Source organism: Acidovorax temperans (genome assembly GCF_006716905.1).
Lineage (GTDB): Bacteria > Pseudomonadota > Gammaproteobacteria > Burkholderiales > Burkholderiaceae_C > Acidovorax > Acidovorax temperans.
The window spans coordinates 1533660-1555725 of the sequence record NZ_VFPV01000001.1; the positions used below are offsets into that span (position 1 = coordinate 1533660).

The 22066-nt window shown below is 62.1% G+C and carries 19 protein-coding genes and 1 pseudogene; 5 read left to right on the forward strand and 15 right to left on the reverse strand.

The genetic code is table 11. The annotated features are described in order from the left end of the window. The first annotated feature begins 650 nt into the window (after positions 1–650). Positions 651–1580 (forward strand): glycosyltransferase family 2 protein, encoded by a 930-nt coding sequence (locus BDD18_RS07380; protein ID WP_170207380.1) that lies wholly within the window; start codon positions 651–653, stop codon positions 1578–1580. Between the two features lie 122 nt (positions 1581–1702). Here BDD18_RS07380 and BDD18_RS07385 read toward each other — a convergent pair whose 3' ends face one another. Genes BDD18_RS07385 through rfbB form a run of 8 tightly spaced genes read right to left on the reverse strand, consistent with a single transcriptional unit; the run spans position 1703 to position 11356 of the window. Next, positions 1703–2968 carry a glycosyltransferase gene (locus BDD18_RS07385; protein ID WP_142082198.1) on the reverse strand — a complete coding sequence of 422 codons (1266 nt, stop codon included), beginning with the start codon at positions 2966–2968 and terminating at the stop codon, positions 1703–1705. Beyond that, positions 2968–5703 (reverse strand): class I SAM-dependent methyltransferase, encoded by a 2736-nt coding sequence (locus BDD18_RS07390; protein WP_244939005.1) that lies wholly within the window; start codon positions 5701–5703, stop codon positions 2968–2970. The genes BDD18_RS07385 and BDD18_RS07390 overlap by 1 nt, the downstream gene beginning before the upstream one ends. 46 nt (positions 5704–5749) lie before the next feature. Next, on the reverse strand, positions 5750–7150 hold the full coding sequence (locus tag BDD18_RS07395) for an ABC transporter ATP-binding protein (RefSeq protein ID WP_142082202.1): 1401 nt from the start codon (positions 7148–7150) through the stop codon (positions 5750–5752). After that, complete coding sequence (locus tag BDD18_RS07400; RefSeq protein ID WP_142082205.1) at positions 7140–7967, reverse strand: ABC transporter permease; 828 nt, start codon at positions 7965–7967, stop codon at positions 7140–7142. The genes BDD18_RS07395 and BDD18_RS07400 overlap by 11 nt, the downstream gene beginning before the upstream one ends. Next, positions 7964–8509, reverse strand: a complete 546-nt coding sequence (gene rfbC, locus BDD18_RS07405) for a dTDP-4-dehydrorhamnose 3,5-epimerase (RefSeq protein WP_142082207.1) — start codon at positions 8507–8509, stop codon at positions 7964–7966. The genes BDD18_RS07400 and rfbC overlap by 4 nt, the downstream gene beginning before the upstream one ends. Continuing rightward, entirely contained in the window at positions 8509–9399 is an 891-nt protein-coding gene (rfbA, locus tag BDD18_RS07410; RefSeq protein ID WP_142082209.1) for a glucose-1-phosphate thymidylyltransferase RfbA, read from the reverse strand. Before rfbA ends, rfbC begins: the two co-directional genes overlap by 1 nt. 14 nt (positions 9400–9413) lie before the next feature. After that, complete coding sequence (gene rfbD, locus BDD18_RS07415) at positions 9414–10292, reverse strand: dTDP-4-dehydrorhamnose reductase (protein WP_142082212.1); 879 nt, start codon at positions 10290–10292, stop codon at positions 9414–9416. Then, positions 10289–11356, reverse strand: coding sequence for a dTDP-glucose 4,6-dehydratase (gene rfbB / locus BDD18_RS07420; RefSeq protein ID WP_142082214.1), 1068 nt, complete (start codon positions 11354–11356; stop codon positions 10289–10291). The genes rfbD and rfbB overlap by 4 nt, the downstream gene beginning before the upstream one ends. 204 nt (positions 11357–11560) lie before the next feature. On the opposite strand from rfbB, the gene BDD18_RS07425 reads away from it, so the two are divergent. The 3 genes from BDD18_RS07425 (at position 11561) to BDD18_RS07435 (ending at position 13759) form a co-directional block, all read left to right on the forward strand. Continuing rightward, on the forward strand, positions 11561–12091 hold the full coding sequence (locus tag BDD18_RS07425) for a phasin family protein (protein ID WP_420837303.1): 531 nt from the start codon (positions 11561–11563) through the stop codon (positions 12089–12091). Positions 12092–12266: 175 nt separating this feature from the next. Next, complete coding sequence (locus tag BDD18_RS07430; RefSeq protein WP_142082216.1) at positions 12267–12938, forward strand: TetR/AcrR family transcriptional regulator; 672 nt, start codon at positions 12267–12269, stop codon at positions 12936–12938. Between the two features lie 41 nt (positions 12939–12979). After that, entirely contained in the window at positions 12980–13759 is a 780-nt protein-coding gene (locus BDD18_RS07435) for a tetratricopeptide repeat protein (RefSeq protein ID WP_142082218.1), read from the forward strand. Positions 13760–13809: 50 nt separating this feature from the next. On the opposite strand, the gene BDD18_RS07440 is transcribed toward BDD18_RS07435, so the two are convergent. Continuing rightward, a complete protein-coding gene (locus BDD18_RS07440; RefSeq protein ID WP_044395704.1) occupies positions 13810–14586 on the reverse strand; it encodes a type III pantothenate kinase in 777 nt (258 codons plus the stop codon). A 226-nt stretch (positions 14587–14812) separates the two neighbouring features. Here BDD18_RS07440 and lysM point away from each other — a divergent pair. Further along, a pseudogene (lysM, locus tag BDD18_RS07445) lies at positions 14813–15312 on the forward strand (peptidoglycan-binding protein LysM). A gap of 304 nt (positions 15313–15616) precedes the next feature. On the opposite strand, the gene BDD18_RS07450 reads toward lysM, so the two are convergent. The 6 genes from BDD18_RS07450 to glyQ all read right to left on the reverse strand — a co-directional run bounded on the left by BDD18_RS07450 (position 15617) and on the right by glyQ (position 21996). After that, positions 15617–16042, reverse strand: a complete 426-nt coding sequence (locus tag BDD18_RS07450) for a rhodanese-like domain-containing protein (RefSeq protein ID WP_082753246.1) — start codon at positions 16040–16042, stop codon at positions 15617–15619. A 75-nt stretch (positions 16043–16117) separates the two neighbouring features. Further along, a complete protein-coding gene (locus BDD18_RS07455; RefSeq protein WP_142082569.1) occupies positions 16118–17116 on the reverse strand; it encodes a M48 family metallopeptidase in 999 nt (332 codons plus the stop codon). A gap of 117 nt (positions 17117–17233) precedes the next feature. After that, positions 17234–18019, reverse strand: a complete 786-nt coding sequence (locus BDD18_RS07460; protein ID WP_142082220.1) for a lysophospholipid acyltransferase family protein — start codon at positions 18017–18019, stop codon at positions 17234–17236. A gap of 66 nt (positions 18020–18085) precedes the next feature. After that, positions 18086–18676, reverse strand: coding sequence for a D-glycero-beta-D-manno-heptose 1,7-bisphosphate 7-phosphatase (gene gmhB, locus BDD18_RS07465; RefSeq protein WP_142082222.1), 591 nt, complete (start codon positions 18674–18676; stop codon positions 18086–18088). Between the two features lie 72 nt (positions 18677–18748). Beyond that, the gene (gene glyS / locus BDD18_RS07470) at positions 18749–20902 is read right to left on the reverse strand and encodes a glycine--tRNA ligase subunit beta (protein WP_142082224.1); all 2154 of its coding nucleotides are present in this window, start codon (positions 20900–20902) and stop codon (positions 18749–18751) included. Between the two features lie 188 nt (positions 20903–21090). Continuing rightward, complete coding sequence (glyQ, locus tag BDD18_RS07480) at positions 21091–21996, reverse strand: glycine--tRNA ligase subunit alpha (protein WP_066694178.1); 906 nt, start codon at positions 21994–21996, stop codon at positions 21091–21093. Positions 21997–22066 lie beyond the last annotated feature (70 nt).

Consider the following 22066-nt stretch of genomic DNA (forward strand, 5'->3'; position numbering starts at 1 on the left):
ATGCCAAACGATGATCCGCAGACAACCAAGACCCATTCCACTCTCTAGTTCAGCTTTCGGGTCCTCGCCAGAGTACACCCCAGCATGGCGTTGCCAGTCTATTGATGAAGCCCTCCTCCAGAAAGCCTCTCACCCATCATGTGACGCCTGACTGCTACAGAGTGCACACAGATGGGGAATGGCCATTGCTGCCTTGCTTTCCATTGGGCATCGAGCGACGCAGACTGAGAACAACCCCGGCACTTCGCAGCCTTCATACAATTCGCGGGCATCGCCAAGCACTCCGAGCTTCGGGAAGATCGGCGCGGGACACTGTTGCATTTTTTGCGTTGCTAACATGACATCGACATGTATGCAAGCCAGTGCCCGGTGCTTTGAGGTACACGCAGTGAGGGAACGCTGACTAGCGGAGGCAACGCCCCTACCTAGAAGCACCGCCTGGATGACCAGACAGCGTCACGCTTGCCAGAGCAAGTACTAACACCAGAGTAGCTGTGTCTTAAAGGCGCTGTGCAAGCAACCCAGGCCACCTGCGAGCCTATCGAAGCTGAAAAACGTCGCGTACCCATGAATCAGAAAGCCTCTTTCGCGCTTTTGTCGCCCCAGGCCCAACGGACGGCAAAACGAGAATACTATTTGAAGGCTTGTCAGTGAACACCACCACCCACATCCTGCTGGCCACCTACCAGGGGGCGGAGCACCTGCCAGAGCAGCTGCACTCCATTGAGCAACAGACTTTTTGTCACTGGCATCTTTGGGCCAGAGATGATGGATCTACCGATGCCACGCGGAATATCTTGCAAGCATTTGCCCACAGGCACCCTGATCGAACCACTCTGCTTGAGGGCCAGGGGGGTGGGGCTGCTCGGAACTTTTGGGCGTTGCTACAGGCAGTACAACCCCGCACCGATCACGATTTGTTTGCGTTTTGCGACCAGGACGACGTGTGGCTGAGCGACAAGCTGGAGCGTGCCGTGCACTGGCACACGCACCAGTCAGGCCCGGCTACAGCCAACCTCTATTGCGCCCGAACGCAGGTGACTGACGCCCAGTTGCGACCCTTGTATTTATCGCCTCAGCCTCGGCGCCCACTCACCTTGTGCAACGCGTTGGTGGAAAACATCGCCAGCGGCAACACCATGGTGCTGAATGTGCCGCTATTGCAGGCAATGAAGCGGATTGCCGCTGACAACATGGTGCTGCATGACTGGAGTGCCTACCTGGCCGCGACGGCCTGTGGAGGCAGAGTGCATTTTGCCCCCCATCCGTGCCTGCTCTACCGTCAGCATTCCACGAACGTAGTGGGCGCACGCAAGGGTTTGCTGCAGCGCGCTCAGCGGTTGGGTAGATTGATGAAGGGAGATTACCGCGCGTGGGGCGATGCGACAGAAGGCACGCTGCGGGATCTGACTCCTTTGCTCACGATTGAAAGCAAGGGTATTGCCAGATCATTTGCTGCGGCAAGGCACAGCACTTGCGGTGTACAACGCCTCAACCACGCCCTGCGTGCGGGGCTCGCCCGCCAACGCAGATCGGCGCAGTGGGCTTTTTGGCTGGCTGTGCTATTGGGTTTGGTTTAGAGCGGCTTGAACACCCTGGGTGTCGTTGCTCTGTCATGCCGTGTCCCTGCAGTGCACGCAATGGAACGCGCTGCCCAGGCAGCTTCGCTTAGAACCTGCTCAAAGGCGTGTTGGCTGATACCTTAGTGGGGAACCACGGCTTGGCGGTACAAGGATTCGTAGAAAAAAGCCTCTTCTTCCACTCGGTAAGGCAGGCGCATACCGGTTCGCCATGATGGCAGTGTGCCGGGCACCTCAAGGATTTCTGTGAGGGCCTGCGCCCAGGCATTCACGTCACCCGCAGCCACAACGCGCCCCCCTCCGTGGGCCTTAATCTTTGCCGGAGGCGCCCCCAGGTCTGAGACCAGTGCGGGGACACCCAGGACTGCCGCTTCGTGCAATACCAGGGAAAATGACTCAGGCACAACGGAAGGAAGGCACAAGAGATCGACCTGCTTTAGCACCGCAGCGACGTCGCCCGGAGGCACCTGCCCCACCCACTCCACCCGGGAATCTGCTGCCATCATGTTGCGAATGTCTTGTTGGTGCACTGGATCGCCGTAAAAGCCGCCGACCACACGCAACCGCAGACGTTCAGATGGCACACGCTGCAGTGCCTGCAACAATATATGCAGGCCCTTTTGCGCAACGATCGCACCCACGTACCCCAGCGTGATGGGCGCCTCTGGCGCAAGGTCTTCATGAGCGTGGACAACACTCTGTCCATTGCCCATCAGCGCCAGAAAATCAATGCCGTGCGGAATCACCCGCAAAGGAAGCTCAGGGAAGGATGCCCTGAAAAATTCAGCCACATATTCCGAGGGAGCGACACGTTCTATCGCCCCTTGCAGCAAAGCCTTGGCCAGTTGGTGTCGCTGCAACAAGGCGGGTTCAGTCCATTCGGGAACCAGACAGTCACGCACACAGCTCCTGCCCTCGTCGGGGCCAGAGCAAGGTTGGCCCTGGGCGTTGATTGCATTGATGCGATAGCAGCCGACAAAGAAGTCTGTCAGTGTGACCACATAAGGCAGACCGCACTGCTGGGCGGCCAGCAGGGCAGATGCCATGCGCAGGGTATGAAACACATGAACCAGCTCAAAGCGTTCCGCACGCATCCAGTCGCGCACCTGATCCACCATCGCGGGGGCTACATCAAACCCCAGGTCGCCGGATGCAGGTAGTAGCGAGCGAGGAATGAGCGTTACCGGAACCCCCTGATATACCTCGTGATGCGCGCCAGCCAATGCGCCCGAAGACTTGCCCGCAGGGGCTGGGTCGCGCATGGTACACGCCAATACATGCACGTAGTGACCAGCCCGCTGGGCACAACGGGCGAGGTTGAGAACCACGCGCTCGGTACCGCCAGAAAACTCTGGGTAGAACTGATGGAGAACAAAAACGATGCGCATCAAACGCCTGCCTTCAAGTCTGAGTAGATACCTTGGGCGGCCGCAGCATCGCCCTCGCAATGCTGGGCCTTCACATCCAGGTACATGAATGCCAGTGCCGAACCAGCCGCAGATGCATAGATCTTGACAATGGCCTGGCGCAACTCGTGCATCAATACGTCAGACGAAGACCCGTAGGTTTGCCCGGCGAAGTGAGCAAAATGGTCCAGCCGCCCTAAAAATGCATCCAGGAAATGTTGCGCTTCCTTGGATTCACTCGTTCTGAGCGGCCCCCCAAGCAAGTTCGCCTGCTGCTGACGGAACTGCTGCAGCCAGGCATCAAGACGAGCGTCACCCAACTGCAACTCTCCCTGGGTTTCGATGCGTGCAAATTTGCCACGCCATTCGTCACTCCATTGGCGCAGCATGACTGCAACGCTTTGGCCTTCTGCGGATGGAGGCGCCGCCAACCACCGCGACAAATGCACCGCCATCGAGAGCACACCGGCAAAAAGCCCGCGTTGGGAGTGGATGCGGGGGTACTCGAAATCAGGAAACAGACCCACGAGAAAGACCACATCGACAAACGACCGCTTGAGGTAGTAGTACGCGGGCCGATTGTGTGAGTGAATTACCTTGACGGAAGCGAGCATCGCCACGCGGTAGCCGTCCTGGATCAGCCGAATGCCGAGGTCCAAGTCCTCAGCATAGTCGCCACGGTAGCGATACTGCTGAAATACACCGCGGCCGATCATGCAGGAGACATCACTCAACTGCCCCTGGGAGCGCAGAGACATGTGTCCGGCCTCTCGGAATTCCCCAACGCGATCGTAATGCAAGCATCCCAGGAATTGGTAGTGCGTGTGGATCATGGAGTCATACATGACATCGCTGTCGCTGCGGCTGTACTCAGCACACGACGCAGCCACCACTTTGTCTGCCGCATGATCTTTCAGAAACTGGACCATGCCCGCCATCCAATGGTCGCCGATGGGGTACGCGTCTTGAACCATGAACAGCAGGTAGTCACCGCTGGCAGTGTCGGCCCCGCGGTTGCGGGCATAGCTGTGCGAGAACTCCGATGGCAGTATCTCTACCACCACACAGCCGGCATTTTTGGCAGTACTCACCGTGCCATCTTTCGAGCCGGAGTCCACCACAACGACTTCAATGCGTCCAATGCCTTTTTGGGCAAACAGCTTCTGAAGAAGCCACCCAAACTCTTGACCCGCATTCAGGGTTGGAATGACCACAGAAATGCTGACATCAGGATGCAGCAGGGGGGACGGCAGCAACTCAGGGTGCAGGCGCAACTCCCGTTTCACGCTGTTAGCGTGAAGGAACTCTGGCGCGTGAGACAGCACGCCCTGCCCGGTCAGCAAACCAGGCCGCGCACGCAGATGACGCAAGTAATAAGGCGTGCGCCGGATCACCCCAGCGATCCCATGCCGGTTCAATTGAGTTCGCAGCATATCCAGAGCTCGCTTGGGGCGAGACACTCTCACACTCGCCAGCCCGCCACCAAGGATGCGGCGTACACCCCGCAGTGGCCGGGTTAGTCGCCAGGACTTTGAATGCAATATTCCCGTCAACTCTGCACGCAATGCATTGATAGTCGCTTGCTGCGCATCCATAGAGGCCCGCCCGGCCTCAATAGCGACTTGCTGCGATTCAATAGTGGCTCGCGCTGACTCAATAGTGACTTGCTGCGATTCAATAGTGGCTCGCGCTGACTCAATAGCGACTTGCTGCGATTCAATGGTGGTTCGCGCTGACTCAATAGTGACTTGCTGCGATTCAATGGTGGTTTGCTGGGATTGGATGATGCCTTGGTGAGACTCTTGCAACTGCAAGAAACGCCGTTGCTGCGCAGCCTCGTTTTCAGCGGCAGCGTAGTGCAGCTCCCTGAGCGCGGATTCTCTTGCGCTGATCACCTGGTGCAGGTTCAAGGCCTCTTTCTGCGCCTCTTCAATCGTGGCGTACAGCTTCAAGGATGTCGCATCTCTGTCATCAATGGCCTGCGTCAGGTGTTCACACCGATCGGAAAGAAACTGATTGGTTAAGCGCAATTCAAATTCAGCGCCCAACCGAGCAAATAGCTTGCGCATCACCTCCCAGTGCGAATTGCCTGCCTGCTCTGCCATGGAAGCCAGACTGGGGTGTCTGTCCGTTCCCACCAGCAGAACGCCCAAACCGTTGGAGTGCGTGAAGTTGAAGCCAGGGTACTGCTGCGCCAGCTCTTGCCAGAGCCGATGAACACCGAAATCGTCACGATGAACGCAGGTGTCATGAAAAAGCACTACACCACGGTCAGACAGCTTGGGCAGCCATGTTTCGAAATCATGTTTGACTGCCTCGTAGGTATGCAATCCATCGATGTGCAATAAGTCGACGCTCCCAGGAGCAAAGTCTTCCAAGGCCTGATCGAAGGTTTTTCTGAGCAACGTGGAAAAGCTGCCGTACAAAGGATCATGGTATGCACGCAACTGCTCGTAAACGCTATCGTCATAGCGCCCAGCATGCTCATCGCCCTGCCATGTATCCACTGCGTAGGCCTTGGTTGGGGAAGACGCCTCTTCGATGGACTGACAAAAGGCACAGTAGGAATTGCCTGTGTGCGTACCCAGCTCGACCAAAACCCTGGGTTTGATTTGGTGGATTAGCCACGCGGCAAAAGGAATGTGCCCCGCCCAAGGGTTGGGCAGCACCAAACGCCGTGGCTCTACCAGTGAAACGGCCAAATCTGTATTGTTCATTTTTTGTAAGACATAGAGTCGCGCAACATTCCAGGCCATTCCCAGCCTACGGCAAGTCGGCTGGCAAAACGTCTAGAGAAATCCGGCGCATCGGGATACCGACCAGCCCGGCAGATGCACTGGTTGATTCTGATTTGAACTGGAGCGCATCGTGCATCCAGTGGTGCTGCACATGCTCTTGTTGTGTTCCGTCAGCAAGCGCGACGGTGATTGTGTAGTCACCCACGGGCATTCGAGGCATTTCGAATGAAAAGGTGGCACAGACCGTTTCACCGGCACGGCAGGCGGGAACGCTGTCCAGATAGGCCAGATAGGTGTTGTCACCAAAAAGCGCCTGCCCTGTTCGGTCGTTCACATAAAACCCGATGATCGGAGAGCGCAGAGGCCGGTGGCAAATGGCTTCCACCTTCAGGCTGACCGACTCGCCTCCCACCACCCAACTCAAAGGGCGGCCCTGCCTGTCCAGAAACTGCACGTTGGAGATTTCACCGCCTCGCTCACCAAATGATGCGGAGTCTGGCTGGAACTCGAACACCCGGATGTCATTGCGCAAAGGGCTGGCGTTCAGAAAGTCGCGGCGCTGATCATGAAAAGGCAAGTCGGTAGCGTTAAGGCGTGCGCCTGATGGGCGAACCACGGGCTCGGCACTCTTGCCTTGCTGCTCCTCGTAAAAAGCCTGCAGATACAAATCACAAACTTCCTTGGCCGGACCACTCTCAACGAGTTGGCCCTTTTCTATCCAGATCACCTTATCGCACAGGCTTTTGACCGCTGCGGTGTCATGGCTGACGAAAAGCACGGTGCCCTGCTGCATGAAACTGCGCAAGAAGCGCATGCACTTCTGGGTGAAGAAGGCATCCCCTACAGCGAGTGCCTCGTCGATGACAAGGATATCCGCATCCACATGCGCAATCACAGCAAATGCCAAGCGCACCAACATGCCGCTGGAGTAGGTTTTGACAGGCTGATCCATGAATTCACCGATGTCAGCAAAAGCTTCGATATCGGCAAATTTTTCGCGCGTGCGCTCTTCGCTCTGGCCAAGGACACCAGCATTGAAAAAGACATTCTCGCGGCCGGTGAACTCTGGATTGAAGCCTGAACCCAACTCCAACAGCGCAGCCACACGGCCACGCACTTCCACATGCCCTGCTGTGGGATGCAGGGTGCCACAGATCATCTGCAACAGGGTGGATTTACCCGAGCCGTTTCGACCAATGATGCCTACAGTCTGGCCTTTGCGAATTTCAAACGAGACATCGCGCAAGGCCCAGAACTCCCGGTAATAGCGTTGTACGTCCCGGCCCAACCAACGCTGCACGCGAGGCTGCAAAAACTGCCGTAGCCGCTGGCCTGGGGAGTTATAAATCTGAAAGCACTTCTGCAGGCCTTGGACTTGTATGACCGTATCGTTGTCCGAGTTCAGCGCCTGGGGTTCATAGGACATCTGCAAACCCCTTGCGTGTTTTCTGAAACCAGGCGAACCCCAGCCAAGCGGTAGCTATGGAGGCAAGGCTGTAAACAGCCAAACCTTGCCAATCAGGCAAGCGCCCCCACACCACGACCTCACGCACTTGCTCGATCACAAAAGTCAAAGGATTGAGGTGCATCCAGGGTTGCAAATCAGGTGGCAAAGATTGCACCGGAAAAAACACTGGGGACATGAACAACATCACGGAAGTGACCAAGCTGATGGTCTGCCCCACATCGCGCACAAACACACCCAAGGATGCCAACCACCAGGCAAGCCCCAGCGTCAACAACAAAAACGGTAGCAACACCACAGGCAGCAGCAGTGCGGTGATCGGCAAGCTGCCTTGAAAAACCAACTGGGCCGCGATGAGCACCACCACACTGACCAGAGCATGGAACGTGGCGGACAGCAGCTGCACTACCGGCAGTATTTCCAAGGGAAACACAACCTTCTTGACATAGTTGACGTTACCAAGCACCAGCTGTGGCGCCCGATTGATGACATCGGAAAACAGCGTGTGAACAATCAACCCGGCAAACAGCACCACAGCGAACTGGGTCTTGGACTCCTCACTCGTTCCCCAGCGCGCCTGAAACACTACGGAAAACACGAAGGTGTAGATCGCCAACATGAACAGTGGCGTGATGAATGACCACGCGAGCCCCATCGCCGAGCCCTTGTAGCGTCCGATGATTTCGCGCTGACCCATGCGAGCAATCAATTGCCGGTTTGCCCAAAGGGAACGCACAGCCCCCACGGGGGAGGCTGACGCTGTAGCGTGAGGATTCATGGAAGCTCTGCCTGAGCCAAGGACAAACCCACTGCGTCTTTGGCCGAGAGCAACGGGGTCATACCATCCAGACGCCAATCAATCGCCAGATCCGGGTCATTCCACGCGATGCAGCGCTCAAATTGCGGCGCATAGTAGTCGGTGGTTTTGTACAAAAACTCGGCGATGTCACTGAGCACCACAAACCCATGCGCAAATCCGGGCGGCACCCAGAGCTGACGGTGGTTGTCGGCACTCAGCACCTCACCCACCCACTGACCGAAAGTGGGCGAACTTTTACGGATGTCCACCGCCACATCGAAGACAGCACCCTGTGCCACACGGACCAGCTTGCCCTGGGGCTGCTGGATCTGGTAATGCAAGCCACGCAGCACACCCTTGGCACTGCGGCTGTGGTTGTCCTGCACGAACTGGTGATTGGTGCCCGTGGCCTCGTTAAAGGCCTTCTGGTTGAAGCTTTCAAAGAAGAACCCTCGGGCGTCGCCAAACACTTTGGGCTCAATCAGCACCACTTCAGGAATGGCCAGTCGCGTTGCTTTCATCAGTACACCGTCTCTTTCAGAATTCGTTGCAGGTACTGCCCATACCCGTTTTTGGTAAGCGGCTTGGCCAGCTTCTCCAACTGAGCCGCATCAATCCACCCATAGCGCCACGCAATCTCTTCCGGGCAGGCAATTTTGAGGCCCTGGCGGTGCTCCAGGGTGGCGATGAATTGGCCGGCTTCGAGCAGGCTTTCGTGCGTGCCGGTGTCCAGCCAGGCGTAGCCACGGCCCATGATTTCGACGTTGAGCCGGCCTTGCTCGAGATACAGGCGGTTCAGGTCGGTGATTTCGTATTCACCGCGAGCGGAGGGTTTGAGGCTCTTGGCTAGGTCTACGACCTGGTTGTCATAGAAGTACAGGCCGGTGACGGCGTAGCTGGACTTGGGGGCCTGGGGTTTTTCTTCGAGGCTCAGCACTTTGCCCTGGGCATCGAATTCGGCGACGCCGTAGCGCTCGGGGTCGTGCACGTGGTAGGCGAAGACGCTGGCGCCTTGTTCGCGCTGCATGGCGTTGCCCAGCAGTTCGTGGAAGTCGTGGCCGTAGAAGATGTTGTCGCCCAGCACCAGGGCTGAGGGGGAGTTGCCGACGAATTGTTCACCGATCACAAAGGCCTGGGCCAGGCCGTCGGGGCTGGCTTGCACGGCGTATTGCAGGTTCAGCCCCCATTGGCTGCCGTCGCCCAACAGTTGCTCAAAGCGCGGGGTGTCTTGCGGGGTACTGATGATGAGGATGTCGCGGATGCCCGCCAGCATGAGGGTGCTGAGCGGGTAGTAGATCATGGGCTTGTCGTACACCGGCAGCAGTTGCTTGCTGATGGCCAGCGTGGCCGGGTGCAGCCGGGTGCCTGAGCCGCCGGCGAGGATGATGCCCTTGCGTGTGGGTGTTGTCATTGCGTGCGCTGAGGTCAGAGGATTTCGGCCAGCATGCGCGCCACGCCCTGCTGCCAGGGCGGCAGGGTCAGGCCGAAGGTGGTTTGCAGTTTGCGCGTGTCCAGGCGCGAGTTGTGCGGGCGCCGCGCCGGGGTGGGGAAGCTGCTCGTGGGCACGGGCGCCACTTCGGTTGCTTTTATCTTGATAGCTTCTTGCGCTTGACTGGCAAGGTCTATGACGTATTTCGCATAGGAATGCCAGTTGGCCTCGCCGCCAGCGACGCAGTGGTACAGGCCACCTTCCTCGGGTCGCGCCTCCAGGTGGCGGATGGCATGGGCCGTCACGTCGGCCAGCAGGTCGGCGCCGGTGGGCGCGCCCCACTGGTCGTCGATCACCGTCAGGCGTTCGCGCTCCTGGGCCAGGCGCAGCATGGTCTTGGCAAAGTTGCCGCCGCGCGCGGCATAGACCCAGCTGGTGCGCAGGATGAGGTGGCGGCACCCTGTCTGCTGGATGTGCTGTTCGCCCTCCAGCTTGGTGGCGCCGTAGACCGACAGCGGGGCCGGCGCATCGGTTTCCACCCAAGGCCGCGTGCCGCTGCCGTCGAACACGTAGTCGGTGCTGTAGTGAACCAGCCAGGCACCCAGGCGCGCAGCTTCTTCTGCCAGCACGCCGGGAGTGGTGGCATTGAGCAGCCGGGCAATCTCGGGTTCGCTCTCGGCCTTGTCCACGGCGGTGTGGGCGGCGGCGTTGACGATCACCTGGGGGCGCAGGGCGCGCACGGCCTGCGCCACGGCCTGGGGCTGTGTGAAGTCCGCCTCGTCATGGCCCAGCGCGGTGACCGGCCCCAGCACGGAAAGGCTGCGCTGCAGTTCCCAGCCAACCTGGCCGTTCTTGCCAAGGAGCAGGATGTTCATGCGGCAGCGCCTTCGTATTGCTTTTGCACCCACTCGCGGTAGGCACCGCTTTGCACCTGCGCCACCCACTCGGGGTTGTCCAGATACCACTGCACGGTCTTGCGGATGCCCGTGTCAAAGGTCTCGGCAGGCTTCCAGCCCAGCTCGCGCTCGATCTTGCGGGCATCGATGGCGTAGCGGCGGTCGTGGCCGGGGCGATCGGTGACGTAGGTGATCTGCGTCTTGTAGCTCTGGCCGTCGGCGCGGGGGCGCAGCTCGTCGAGCAGGGCGCACACGGTGTTGACGATCTCGATGTTGGGCTTTTCGTTCCAACCGCCCACGTTGTAGGTCTCACCCAGGCGCCCGGCTTCGAGCACGCGGCGGATGGCGCTGCAGTGGTCGCGCACGTACAGCCAGTCACGCACTTGCATGCCGTCGCCGTACACGGGCAGGTTTTTGCCTGCCAGGGCGTTGACGATCATGAGGGGGATGAGTTTTTCCGGGAAGTGCAGCGGGCCGTAGTTGTTGCTGCAGTTGGTGGTGAGCACCGGCAGGCCGTAGGTGTGGTGCCAGGCACGCACCAGGTGGTCGGATGCAGCCTTGCTGGCCGAGTACGGGCTGTTGGGCTCGTAGCGGTTGTCTTCGCTGAAGGCGGGATCGGTGGCCGAGAGGGTGCCATAGACCTCGTCGGTAGACACGTGCAGGAAGCGAAACGCTTCTTTTTTGATAGCTGGCAGCGCTTGCCAGTATTGCCTTGCAGCCTCTAAAAGCCTGAAAGTACCGACGACGTTGGTCTGGATGAAGTCTTCGGGGCCGTGGATGGAGCGGTCCACATGCGACTCGGCCGCGAAGTTGACGATGGCACGGGGCTGGTGCTCGGCCAGCAGGCGTTCGAGCAAGGCGGTGTCGCCAATGTCGCCCTGCACAAAGATGTGGCGGGGGTTGCCCTGCACGCTATCGAGGTTGTGCAGGTTGCCAGCGTAGGTGAGCTTGTCGAGGTTGACCACGGGCTCGTCGCCGTTGGCTATCCAGTCGAGCACGAAGTTGGCGCCAATGAAGCCGGCGCCGCCAGTTACCAAAATCATAGGATGGGCAGTGTTGATACGCCTGCAGGCGAAGCTGGCGATTATCCCATCCATGGCCCCTGGCCTGTAACAGGATTTGTGCCAGGGTGCGCCACTCGGCACCGCCAGACTCGCCGCTTTCTAGGCACACGCCCCTAACCCATGCGCCCCAACCCGCCGTACAGTGGAATGTGTTTGTTCACCAACCGCCACAGGAGGCTCTACATGGCAACCAAGAAGTCTTTCCCCTTCGGTCCCGAAGACATGGCATCCGGCGCCGTTCCGTTCAGCGACGCCGTAAAGGAATCGGCCCAGCAGATCTGGCTGGCCGGGCTGGGGGCGTTTTCCAAGGCGCAAGCCGAGGGCGGCAAGGTGTTTGAGGCGCTGGTCAAGGAAGGCGTGAGCATGCAGCGCAAGACCCAGACGGTGGCAGAGGAAAAAATCACCGAAGCCGCCCAGCGCATGACCAGCGCAGCCACAGAGATGGGCTCGCGTGCTGCCGGTCAGTGGGACAAGCTGGAAACCATTTTTGAAGACCGCGTGGCCAAGGCCCTGGGCCGGCTGGGCATACCCACCGCACGCGACCTGCAGGCGCTGAACGAGCGCATTGATGCGCTGACCCAGGAATTGGCCAAAAGCCGCAAGGCCCCGGCAGCGCGTACCGCCAAGACCGCAGGCAAAACTGCGGGCAAGCCAACGCCCCCCACACCCGCCAAAAAGGCTGCACCCCGCGCCCGCAAGCCTGCCGCCAAGTAGGCGTCTGCCCCGGCCTTGCGCGAAGCCCAGCGCGCAAGGCCCGCACGCAGCCAAGCCGACACTGGCCGGGAAACCCCCAAGCATTGCTGCGATGAATGCTGCATCGCAGCAAATAGGGCTGCGTTAGAGTGGTGGGCACAGACGCATCCCACTCAGCGCGAAAAGGGCAACTCCCATGGCTAAGAAAGCGCCACGCCGCACGGCGCAACGTATTCTGGAAGTGACGCTGGACCTGTTCAACCGGTTCGGCGAGCCCAATGTGTCCACCACCGCCATTTCTGCCGAGCTGGGCATCAGCCCCGGCAACCTGTATTACCACTACCCAGCCAAAGACGCGCTGATCAACACCCTGTTCGACCAGTACGAAGAGGCGCTGAATGGGCTGCTGCAGGCCAGCGACAGCGTGCACAACGTGGAAGACGCCTGGTTCTTCCTGCACACCCTGTTCGAGCTGATCTGGGAATACCGGTTTCTGTACCGCGACCTCAACGACCTGCTGTCCAAAAACCGCCGCCTGGAAACCCATTTCCAGTCCGTGCTGCACCGCAAGGAAAAGGCAGTGCACACCATGCTGGAAGGCATGCAGCAAGCACAGGCGCTGCTCCCCGGGCCCGAGACCCGTGCGGCCCTGCCCACCACCGCTACCAGCATGGTGGTGGTACTGACCTACTGGCTCAGCTACGAATACGTGCGCGACCCGCGCCATGCGCTGGAACCCGGCAACGCCCACCATGCCCTGCTGCGCGGCGCGCGGCATGTGCTCAACCTGCTGGAGCCCTACCTGGAAGCCACGCAGCGTGCCCATTTGCAAGCCCTGGCGCAGGCCTATGCCCCACCGGCGGGCTGACTCGCCACCACACGATCAACAACAACATGACGGAGACACCCATGGCACCTTGGACCCCCTTCCCCCACGCAGGCGACTACGCCTGGGATACCACCCGTGTGCAGCAACAATGGAGCCAGCTGCACCTGGGAGACGCGGAGCCCCTGCCCCAGGACCCCGCCGTGCTGCACGCCTGGGCGCTGTTCCATAACGGCGAGTTTCAAAAGGCGGCAGAAGCTGGCCTGGCCGCAGGCGGCGCGGGCATCACGGCTGCCAACAAGGCAACGGCGGTGTACGCTACCTACCTGGAGCCGCGCGAGCAAACGCGGCTCGGGCTGTTCATGCAGATTGCCGAGCGTGCCCAGGCACAGGCTGCCGCCAACGCGCAGCACGCCAACGCCTGGTACTGGAACGCCTACGCCCTGGGCCGCTACTGCCAGGGCATCAGCGTGGCCAAGGCCCTGGCGCAGGGGCTCGGCCAGCAGGTGAAAGAATCGCTGGAAAAAGCCATTGCCCTGTCGCCCCGGCATGTGGAAGCGCGCATTGCGCTGGGCACCTTCCACGCAGAAGTCATCGACAAAGTGGGGGCGATGGTGGGCGGCATGACCTATGGCGCCAAGAAAGAAGTTGGCCTGCAGCTGTTTGAAGAAGCGCTGGCCTTGCAACCCGGCTCGGCCATTGGCATGGTGGACTACGCCAACGCCCTGGTCATGCTCGAAGGCGACGAACGCATTGACGAAGCCACCGCGCTGTATGAACGCGCCGCAGTCTGCCAGCCGATGGACGCGATGGAAGAGCTGCACGTGGCCATGGCACGGGCCGAGCTGCACGAGGAAAGCTGAGCAAGCCCCACACCGCAGCAGCTACCAGCGGCTACCTGCCGCTGACCCGCTCAGGCGCCAAAGCGGCGCGAGGCGATTTCGAGCAGGCCGTCAAAAATCAGGTTGTCCACCAGCTCGAAAGGCCGGGTCATGCTGGGCGCCATCTTCCAGCCCGCGCCGCCCGTCATGATGCAGGCGGGCTCCTGGCCGCTGTGCTGCAGCAGGTGCTGGTACATGCGCTCCACCGCGCCGGCAATGGCGTAGGTGCCGCCGCTGGTCAGGGCATCACTGGTGTTGGTGGGAAAGGGGCGCACCTCGCCCGTGGGCACATGCAGGCCTGCGGTGCCGGTTTCCAGTGCGCGCAGCATGATGCCGTGGCCCGGCAGGATGAGGCCGCCCAGGAACTTGCCGTCCACATCAATGCATTCCACCGTCACGGCGGTGCCCACCATCACCACCACCAGCGGCCGTGCCGGGCCCCGGGCCAGCACATGGTGGCGCGCGCCCACCATCGCCACCCAGCGGTCTGAGCCCAGGCGCGAAGGGTGGTCGTAGCCGTTGGTAAGCCCCGCCTCTTCGGCCGACGACACCACCCATTGCGGCTCCACGTCCCAGCGCACCATTTGCTCCATCTGCTCTTGCACCCGGCGCTTGGCAGCGTCCCCTGCCACCACGCAGCCCAGCATGCGCGTGGGCACAGGCAATTGGGCCCAGCTGCTTTCGGCCAGGCGGTCGATGTGGTCAAGGAACTCGGCACCATGCGCGATGAGCGCTGCGCCGGGGCGGTGAGCGTCGTACAACGCCCACTTGAGACGGGTGTTGCCGACGTCGATGGCCAAAAATGTCATGGCGCGGATTATCCCGAGTTTTGCCAAGCCCCCCTGCACAGGGGGTACACAAAGATACAGGCACTGTCACCCGCTGAACGAAATGGCCGCCACGGCAGGCCAGGGCAAGCTGCAAGCCGCACCGTGTGATTGCCAACAATTTTCATGCGCGCTTGGCCTACACCCATTTGTCGCACACTCGGTCTACAGTGGCCTTTCCAATGTTGGCTGCACTAGGAGGTATCTCATGGGTCTTTTCAGTTTTATCAAAGAAGCGGGTGAAAAGCTGTTTGGCGGCAAAGAGGTGGAGGCCGCAGCGGCGCAAGCGGCCAGCAACCCGGCCCCCTTGCAGGACCTGAACGACAAGGCTGCGCGCGCCATTGAGGCCTATATCGCCTCGCAAAACCTGGGGTGCAGGGCGTGCAGGTGGCGTTTGACGGCGCCAGCGGCAAGGTGGTGGTTCAAGGCCAGGCCCCCACGCAGGAAGCCAAGGAAAAAGTCACCCTGTGCTGCGGCAACGTGGCCAGTGTAAAAGACGTGGACAACCTGATGGCCGTGTCGGCCCCCTCGCCCGAAGCCCAGTACCACGACGTGGTGCGCGGCGACACCCTGTCGGCCATTGCCAAGAAGTACTACGGCGACGCCAACAAGTACCCCGTGATTTTCGAGGCGAACAAGCCCATGCTGAGCCACCCCGACAAGATCTACCCTGGCCAGAAGCTGCGCATTCCACCCCTGGCGCAGTGAGCGGTATTTTTTAAGCAAAAAGAGCTGCCAGCGCTTGATACACAAGCGGTAGGGACCCTCTGCACAAACCACCGCGCCGTGTGCATCTGCGGCTTCGGGCGGTCTGCTGCGTTGCAAATCCTCGCAATAGCTGCGGCTATTGCTGCGTTTTGCGCCTTGCAGCCCATCCCGATCCGCAGCGCACACTTGCCGCTCGATACGTGCAGAGGATCCCTAGCAGCTCTTTTTTTAGGAGCACTCATTTCATCTTTGGCCGATGCCAGAGTGCCAAGCCCCTGCAGGGGCGCCGCCTCAGGCCGGGCGATCAGCCCTGCCGCCAGGGCAGGCCGCGAAAACGCCAGCCGCCCTTTTTGCCGCGCTGGCCGTTGTCATCCGGGTCGCCCTCAAAGCCTTCCAGAATGTTGTAGGCGGTGAGCCCCAGTTCGGTAGCCCGTTTGGCGGCGGCAATGGAGCGCACGCCGCTGCGGCACAGCAGCACGGCGCTTTGCCCGGCGGGCACGGCCGCGCGCAGCTGGGCGTCAAAGTCGGGGTTCATGGCCATGCCGGGCCATTGCTTCCACGGCACGGCGGCAGCGCCGGGCACGCGACCCACCCATTCCATTTCGGCCGAACTGCGCACATCCACCAGCACGGCCTTGCCTTCCTGCACCCACTGCCAGGCTTGCTGGGGGGTGACGTCGCCGGCGTAGCCTTCAGCGGGGATCACGGTGGGGGTGGCAGATGAGGTCATGGGTGCAATCCTTTCCATTCGGTCGGTTCAGTCGGGCTTGTTCTTGAAAAGCGGTGTGGCTGCGGCAGCGCGCCATCACCACAGGGGCGCGGGCTCTTCACGCAGCTGGTTGCGCAGCGCGGCATAGTCGGGCACCACGGTGGCCACGGTGTTCCAAAAGCGCGGGCTGTGGTCCATCACGCGCAGGTGGGCCAGTTCGTGCGCCACCACGTAGTCGATGACGGCGGGGCGGTAGTGCAGCAGGCGCCAGTTCAGGCGAATGGAGCCATCGGCCTTGGCGCTGCCCCAGCGGGTTTCGGCGCTGGACAGGCGCAGGCTCGTCCACTGCACACCCAGCAGCGGCGCGAAATGGTCCAGCCGCTCGGTGAAATGGCGGCGCGCATCGCGCATCAGCCAGGCCAGCACGGCATCGCGGATCTGCGTGGCGCTGGCATCTGCCGGCAGGCCAATCACCAGCCGCGCCGGGGTGTCGGGCGCGGCAGCATGCAGGGCCCCGCCCCGGCCGCTGCGGCTTTGCGTGGCATCCAGCACCACCTGCAGGGGCTGGCCCAGGTAAGGCAGCTGCACGCCATCGGCCCACACAATGCGGCCGCTTTCCAGGCGCTGCTGGCGCTCGCGCGCCTGCACCAGCTTGGTCATCACCCAGGCGCTGCGTTGGCGCAGCACGGTGTCCACGGCCGACAGGGCCACCCAGCTGGGGGCGCGCACGGCCAGGCCATCCGCCCCCACGGTGAAGCCAATGGTGCGCCTGCGCGAGCGGTGCAGGGCATAGGCCACCAGGGCGTCGCCCAGCAGCACCTCGCGGTTGGCCTGGGGGTGGCGGAATTCAGCAGGGGCCAACAACGTTGGCAATGGCGCCGTGGGCAGCGCAGAAATTGCTATGTTTTCAGGAGCTGGCGGCGCTTTGCGGGTGCGCCTTGCAGGCACTTTTGGCTTCAAACCCGAGGGGCCAGGCACGCTGGGCTGAGTGCCGCTGCGCGGGTGGGCAGGCGAAGCGGCGGGCGGTTGCGCTGTGCCACGCGCCCCTGCCGAGGCGTCAAAAAAATCCAGGGCCAACTGCACCAGGCGCTTCATCACAGGCTGCCAGCCGCCACGCGCGGGCCACGCCATGCGCTGGGGCCGTCAACGGCGGGCACCGGCGGGTGGCGTTGTGCGGGGTGCTGGCGCATGGCAGGGTTGCGTGAAGCGAGATCAGTCGGCGCTGCCGCCCTGTGCGGGCGCGGCCAGGGGCTGGGGCTCTGCGGGATAGGCTTCGGGGTCGAGGCGGCGCATTTCGGCCTCGATCCACGCTTCCACCTCGCGCATCAGCTCGTCGGGCTGGCGGCCGGCGGAGGCAATGGCGGGGCCGATGGACACATCCACCACGCCCGGCTTTTTGATGAAGGCCTTGCGGGGCCACACCTTGGCCGATGTGACGGCAATCGGAATCACCGGCACGCCGGTGTCGATGGCCAGCCGGGTGCCGCCGTTCTTGTACTGGCCCTTCTGCCCCCGCTCCACACGCGTGCCTTCGGGGAACATGATGACCCAGGTGCCCTTGGCCAGCAGCGCCTTGCCCTGCTGCACCACCTTGTGGAACGCCTTGGCGCGCAGGCTGCGGTCGATGTGGATCATGTCCAGCCGCCCGATGGACCAGCCAAAGAACGGCACGTACAGCAGCTCTTTCTTGAACACGTAGGCCAGGGGGTGCGGCATGATGGCCGGCATCAAGAACGTCTCGTACGTGGACTGGTGCTTGCACAGCAACACCGCACCGCTTTTCTCGCCCTGGGGCAGGTGCTCCATGCCGGTGACGCGGTACTGGATGCCCAGCAGCGGACGAGCGCTGTGCACACAAAGCGACAGCCAGGCGCGGGCAATGCGGTACAGCGACGTGCCGCGCATCCCGAACAACGAACCCAGCACGATGGCCAGGGTGTAGGGCACCACGGTGATGGCCATCCACAGCATGTGGATGATGGAACGGATCAGCGCCATAGTTTTCAGTCTTTCTGGGCTCCAGCGCCCTGTATACAAGCGCCAGCAGCTATATTTTTTATAGTATCAACCCACCGCCGACGGTGCCGGAACAGGCTGCGACTGCGGCGTTGCGGGCAACAGTTGCTCTACCCATTGCGCCAAGCTGGCATGCACCTGAATGCCCGCAGGCCAGCCCTCGGGCAGCGCCTGCCCCGGCTGCAGCCCGGCGGCATGGCCGGTGCACACCAGGTGCAGCTTGCCCCCCAGGGCGGCACCCGCTTGCAGGTGCGCCTGGCAGTTGCCCACCACCAGCACATCGTGCGGCTCCACGCCATAGCGCTCGCAAATCTGCTCCAGCAGGCCCGGGGCGGGCTTGCGGCAGCTGCATTCCTCTTCGGCGGTGTGGGGGCAGTAGAAGACGGCGTCGATGCGCCCGCCCACCGCCGCCATCTGCCGGTGCATTTTGGTGTGGATGGCGTTGAGGGCCGCCACATCCAGCAAGCCCCGGCCCAGCCCGGGCTGGTTGGTGGCCACCACCACATGCCAGCCCGCGTGGTTCAGCCGTGCAATGGCCTCCAGCGCGCCCGGCACAGGCACCCAGTCGTCCGCCGAGGTGATGTAGTCATCGCCCAGGGCGTTGAGCAGGCCGTCACGGTCGAGGATGGCGAGTTTCATGGGTTGCTTCCGTTGCGAGGTCACCAGCACCAGCCTACCAGAGCCACCAAATGCACATCAGGCCGCAGGGCCTCAAGCGGCCAGGCGCGAGAGATCGGCCACGCGGTTCATGGCTTCGTGCAGGCTCTTGAGCAGGCCCTGGCGGTTCAGGCGCAGATCCAGTTGCTCGGCGTTCACCATCACGTCGTCAAAGAACGCATCCACCGGCGCGCGCAGCACGGCCAGGGTCTGCAGGCTGGCGGTGTAGTCGCCCGCGTCAAACTGCGCATTGGCTTCGGGCACAAAGCGCTGCAGGGCGGCAAACAGGTCCTTCTCGGCCTGCTCTTGCAGCAGCGCGGGGTTCACGTGTGCGTCCACGGGGCCTTCCACTTCGGCCTTTTTCAGGATGTTGCCCACGCGCTTGTTGGCTGCCGCCAGCGCGGGTGCTTCGGGCAGCGCAGCAAAGGCACGCACGGCCGCCAGCTGCTTTTGCACCAGGGCCAGACGCTGCGGGCGCAGGGCCAGCACGGCGTCCACTTCCTGGGCACTGTAGCCTTGCTCGCGCAGGCTTCCGGCGAGGCGGTCGTAGATGAAGTCGGCCAGAGCAGCCGATGCGTCGGTGATCTTGTCGCCAAAGGCGGGGACAGCACCAGCCAGCAAGGCGTTCAAGTTGAGTGGCAAGTCCTTTTCGACCAGCATGCGAATCACGCCCAGCGCATGGCGGCGCAGCGCAAACGGGTCGCGGTCGCCCGTGGGCAGGTTGCCGATGCCGAACATGCCGACCAGGGTTTCCAGCTTGTCGGCCAGAGCCACCACCACGCCCGCCGTGTTGCGGGGCAGTGCGTCGCCCGCAAAGCGAGGCTTGTAGTGGTCTTCAATGGCGTGGGCCACGGTTTCGCCCAGGCCGTCGTTGAGCGCGTAGTAGCCGCCCATGATGCCCTGCAGCTCGGGGAACTCGCCCACCATGTCGGTGACGAGGTCGGTCTTGGCCAGCAATGCGGCTTGGTCGGCATCGGCCACCAAAGCGGCGTCGCCCAGTTGTGTGGCAATGGCCTTGGCGATAGCGCGCACGCGCTCCACGCGCTCGCCCTGCGTGCCCAGCTTGTTGTGGTAAACGACCTTGCCCAGGCCTTCGACGCGCGAGGCCAGTGTCTTCTTGCGGTCCTGGTCAAAGAAGAACTTGGCGTCGGCCAGGCGCGGGCGCACCACGCGCTCGTTGCCGCCGGTCACAAAGCTGGTGTCTTCGGGGCTGATGTTGCTCACCACCAGGAATTTGTTGGTGAGCTTACCTGCGGCGTCCAGCAGCGGGAAGTACTTCTGGTTGGCCTTCATCGTGAGGATGAGGCACTCTTGCGGCACGCCCAGGAACTGCTCTTCAAACTGGCAGATAACGACGTTGGGGCGCTCGACCAGCGCGGTCACTTCGTCGAGCAGGGCTTCGTCTTCAATGGGGCGGGCGCCATTGCCCACCTTGGCGGCGGCAGCGGCCAGCTGGCGCGCGATCTCGGCCTTGCGCTCGGCAAAGCTGGCGATCACGGCGCCGTCTTTTTGCAGCGTAGCGGCGTAGCTGTCGGCGTCTGCCAGCACCACGGGCGACACGGCCGCTTCAAAGCGGTGGCCTTGCGTGCTGTTGCCAGCCGTGAGGCCCAGCGCCTTCACGGGCACCACGGTACTGCCGTGCAGCGCCACCAGGCCGTGGGCGGGGCGCACAAAGTTCACGCTGGTCCAGCCGGGCAAAAAGTTGTCCATGCCGCAATCGGTTTCGAGCTGGTAGCTCATCACCTTGGGGATGGGCAGCTTGGCAATGGCTTCGTCCAAGGCCTTTTGCAAACCGGCCTGCAGCGTCGCGCCGGGCACCACGCTGTCGTAGAACAGGGCTTCAGCCTTGCCGTCCTGGGCGCGCTTCAAGGCGGCCACGGCGGCGGCGGGGTTGGACACATCGGCACCCAGCGCCTGCAGCTTTTTCAGCAGCGCAGGGGTGGCGTTGCCGCTGGCGTCGAGCCCCACGGTCACAGGCATCAGCTTTTGCTGCACGGCCTTGTCAGCAGCCTTGTCGGCCACGGCGGTCACATGGGCGGCCAGGCGGCGGGGCGAGGCGAACGGTGTGACCACCGAGGCGGCGCTGGCCAGGCCCTGGGACTTGAGCTGGTCGCCCAGCACGGTGGCGAAGGCATCGCCCAGTTTCTGGAGCGCCTTGGGAGGCAGCTCTTCCACAAACAGTTCGACGAGTAGGTTTTGGGTTGTCATGTTGTCGGCTCTATTCCGTCATTCAATACGGCATCCGCTACGCAAGCGATGCCTGAAAACTGGCGTGCCCCATGCGCAAGCAGCCGCGCCAGGGCCGCCCCGCCGCGCTGGCTGCGTCCCCCTGCCCGCATTGCCTGGCAATGCGAGAGCGGGGGGAAGACGCGCAGCGGCTCAGGGGGGTGTTCACTTCAAGCAGCCTTCTTGGGCATCTGCTCCACCCACTCGCGCGGCGCCATGGGGAAGCCCAGGCGTTCGCGGCTCTCGTAGTAGCTTTGCGCCACGCTGCGGGCCAGGTTGCGGATGCGGCCTATGTAGGCAGCGCGCTCGGTCACGCTGATGGCGCCGCGGGCGTCCAGCAGGTTGAAGCTGTGCGCGGCCTTGAGTACTTGCTCATACGCAGGCAGCGCCAGTTGTTGCTCCATCAGGTACTTGGCCTGCTTTTCGTGCGCGTTGAACGCGGTGAACAGGAAGTCGGCGTCGGAGTGCTCGAAGTTGTAGGTGGACTGCTCCACCTCGTTCTGGTGGTAAACGTCGCCGTACTTCAGGGTATCGGTCCACTGCAGGTTGTAGACGTTGTCCACGCCTTGCAGGTACATGGCCAGACGCTCCAGACCGTAGGTGATCTCGCCGGTAGCGGGTTTGCAGTCAATGCCGCCCACTTGCTGGAAGTAGGTGAACTGCGTCACTTCCATGCCGTTGAGCCAGACTTCCCAGCCCAGGCCCCAGGCGCCAAGTGTGGGGTTTTCCCAGTCGTCTTCCACAAAGCGGATGTCGTTCTTCTTGAGGTCAAAGCCCAGGGCTTCGAGGCTGCCCAGGTACAGCTCCAGGATGTTGGCCGGAGCGGGCTTGAGCACCACCTGGTACTGGTAGTAGTGCTGCAGGCGGTTGGGGTTCTCGCCATAACGGCCGTCTTTGGGGCGGCGGCTGGGCTGCACATAGGCGGCCTTCCAGGGCTCGGGGCCAATGGCGCGCAGGAAGGTGGCGGTGTGCGAGGTGCCTGCGCCCACTTCCATGTCGTAGGGCTGCAAAAGGGCGCAGCCCTGGGCGTCCCAGTAAGACTGCAGCTTCAGGATGATTTGTTGGAAGGTGAGCATGGATGGTGTCTGACTTACCGCAGGCGGAGCCTGCGCCGGTGAATCGAGGGCAGTTTGCACTGCGCAAACG

What these genes read in the sequence shown, in the direction of transcription:
- BDD18_RS07385 (WP_142082198.1), bottom strand. Translation starts at nt 2,968, where the DNA reads ATGCGCATCGTTTTTGTTCTCCATCAGTTCTACCCAGAGTTTTCTGGC.
- BDD18_RS07390 (WP_244939005.1), bottom strand. Translation starts at nt 5,703, where the DNA reads ATGAACAATACAGATTTGGCCGTTTCACTGGTAGAGCCACGGCGTTTG.
- BDD18_RS07395 (WP_142082202.1), bottom strand. Translation starts at nt 7,150, where the DNA reads ATGTCCTATGAACCCCAGGCGCTGAACTCGGACAACGATACGGTCATA.
- BDD18_RS07400 (WP_142082205.1), bottom strand. Translation starts at nt 7,967, where the DNA reads ATGAATCCTCACGCTACAGCGTCAGCCTCCCCCGTGGGGGCTGTGCGT.
- rfbC (WP_142082207.1), bottom strand. Translation starts at nt 8,509, where the DNA reads ATGAAAGCAACGCGACTGGCCATTCCTGAAGTGGTGCTGATTGAGCCC.
- rfbA (WP_142082209.1), bottom strand. Translation starts at nt 9,399, where the DNA reads ATGACAACACCCACACGCAAGGGCATCATCCTCGCCGGCGGCTCAGGC.
- rfbD (WP_142082212.1), bottom strand. Translation starts at nt 10,292, where the DNA reads ATGAACATCCTGCTCCTTGGCAAGAACGGCCAGGTTGGCTGGGAACTG.
- rfbB (WP_142082214.1), bottom strand. Translation starts at nt 11,356, where the DNA reads ATGATTTTGGTAACTGGCGGCGCCGGCTTCATTGGCGCCAACTTCGTG.
- BDD18_RS07425 (WP_420837303.1), top strand. Translation starts at nt 11,561, where the DNA reads ATGGCAACCAAGAAGTCTTTCCCCTTCGGTCCCGAAGACATGGCATCC.
- BDD18_RS07430 (WP_142082216.1), top strand. Translation starts at nt 12,267, where the DNA reads ATGGCTAAGAAAGCGCCACGCCGCACGGCGCAACGTATTCTGGAAGTG.
- BDD18_RS07435 (WP_142082218.1), top strand. Translation starts at nt 12,980, where the DNA reads ATGGCACCTTGGACCCCCTTCCCCCACGCAGGCGACTACGCCTGGGAT.
- BDD18_RS07440 (WP_044395704.1), bottom strand. Translation starts at nt 14,586, where the DNA reads ATGACATTTTTGGCCATCGACGTCGGCAACACCCGTCTCAAGTGGGCG.
- BDD18_RS07450 (WP_082753246.1), bottom strand. Translation starts at nt 16,042, where the DNA reads ATGACCTCATCTGCCACCCCCACCGTGATCCCCGCTGAAGGCTACGCC.
- BDD18_RS07455 (WP_142082569.1), bottom strand. Translation starts at nt 17,116, where the DNA reads ATGAAGCGCCTGGTGCAGTTGGCCCTGGATTTTTTTGACGCCTCGGCA.
- BDD18_RS07460 (WP_142082220.1), bottom strand. Translation starts at nt 18,019, where the DNA reads ATGGCGCTGATCCGTTCCATCATCCACATGCTGTGGATGGCCATCACC.
- gmhB (WP_142082222.1), bottom strand. Translation starts at nt 18,676, where the DNA reads ATGAAACTCGCCATCCTCGACCGTGACGGCCTGCTCAACGCCCTGGGC.
- glyS (WP_142082224.1), bottom strand. Translation starts at nt 20,902, where the DNA reads ATGACAACCCAAAACCTACTCGTCGAACTGTTTGTGGAAGAGCTGCCT.
- glyQ (WP_066694178.1), bottom strand. Translation starts at nt 21,996, where the DNA reads ATGCTCACCTTCCAACAAATCATCCTGAAGCTGCAGTCTTACTGGGAC.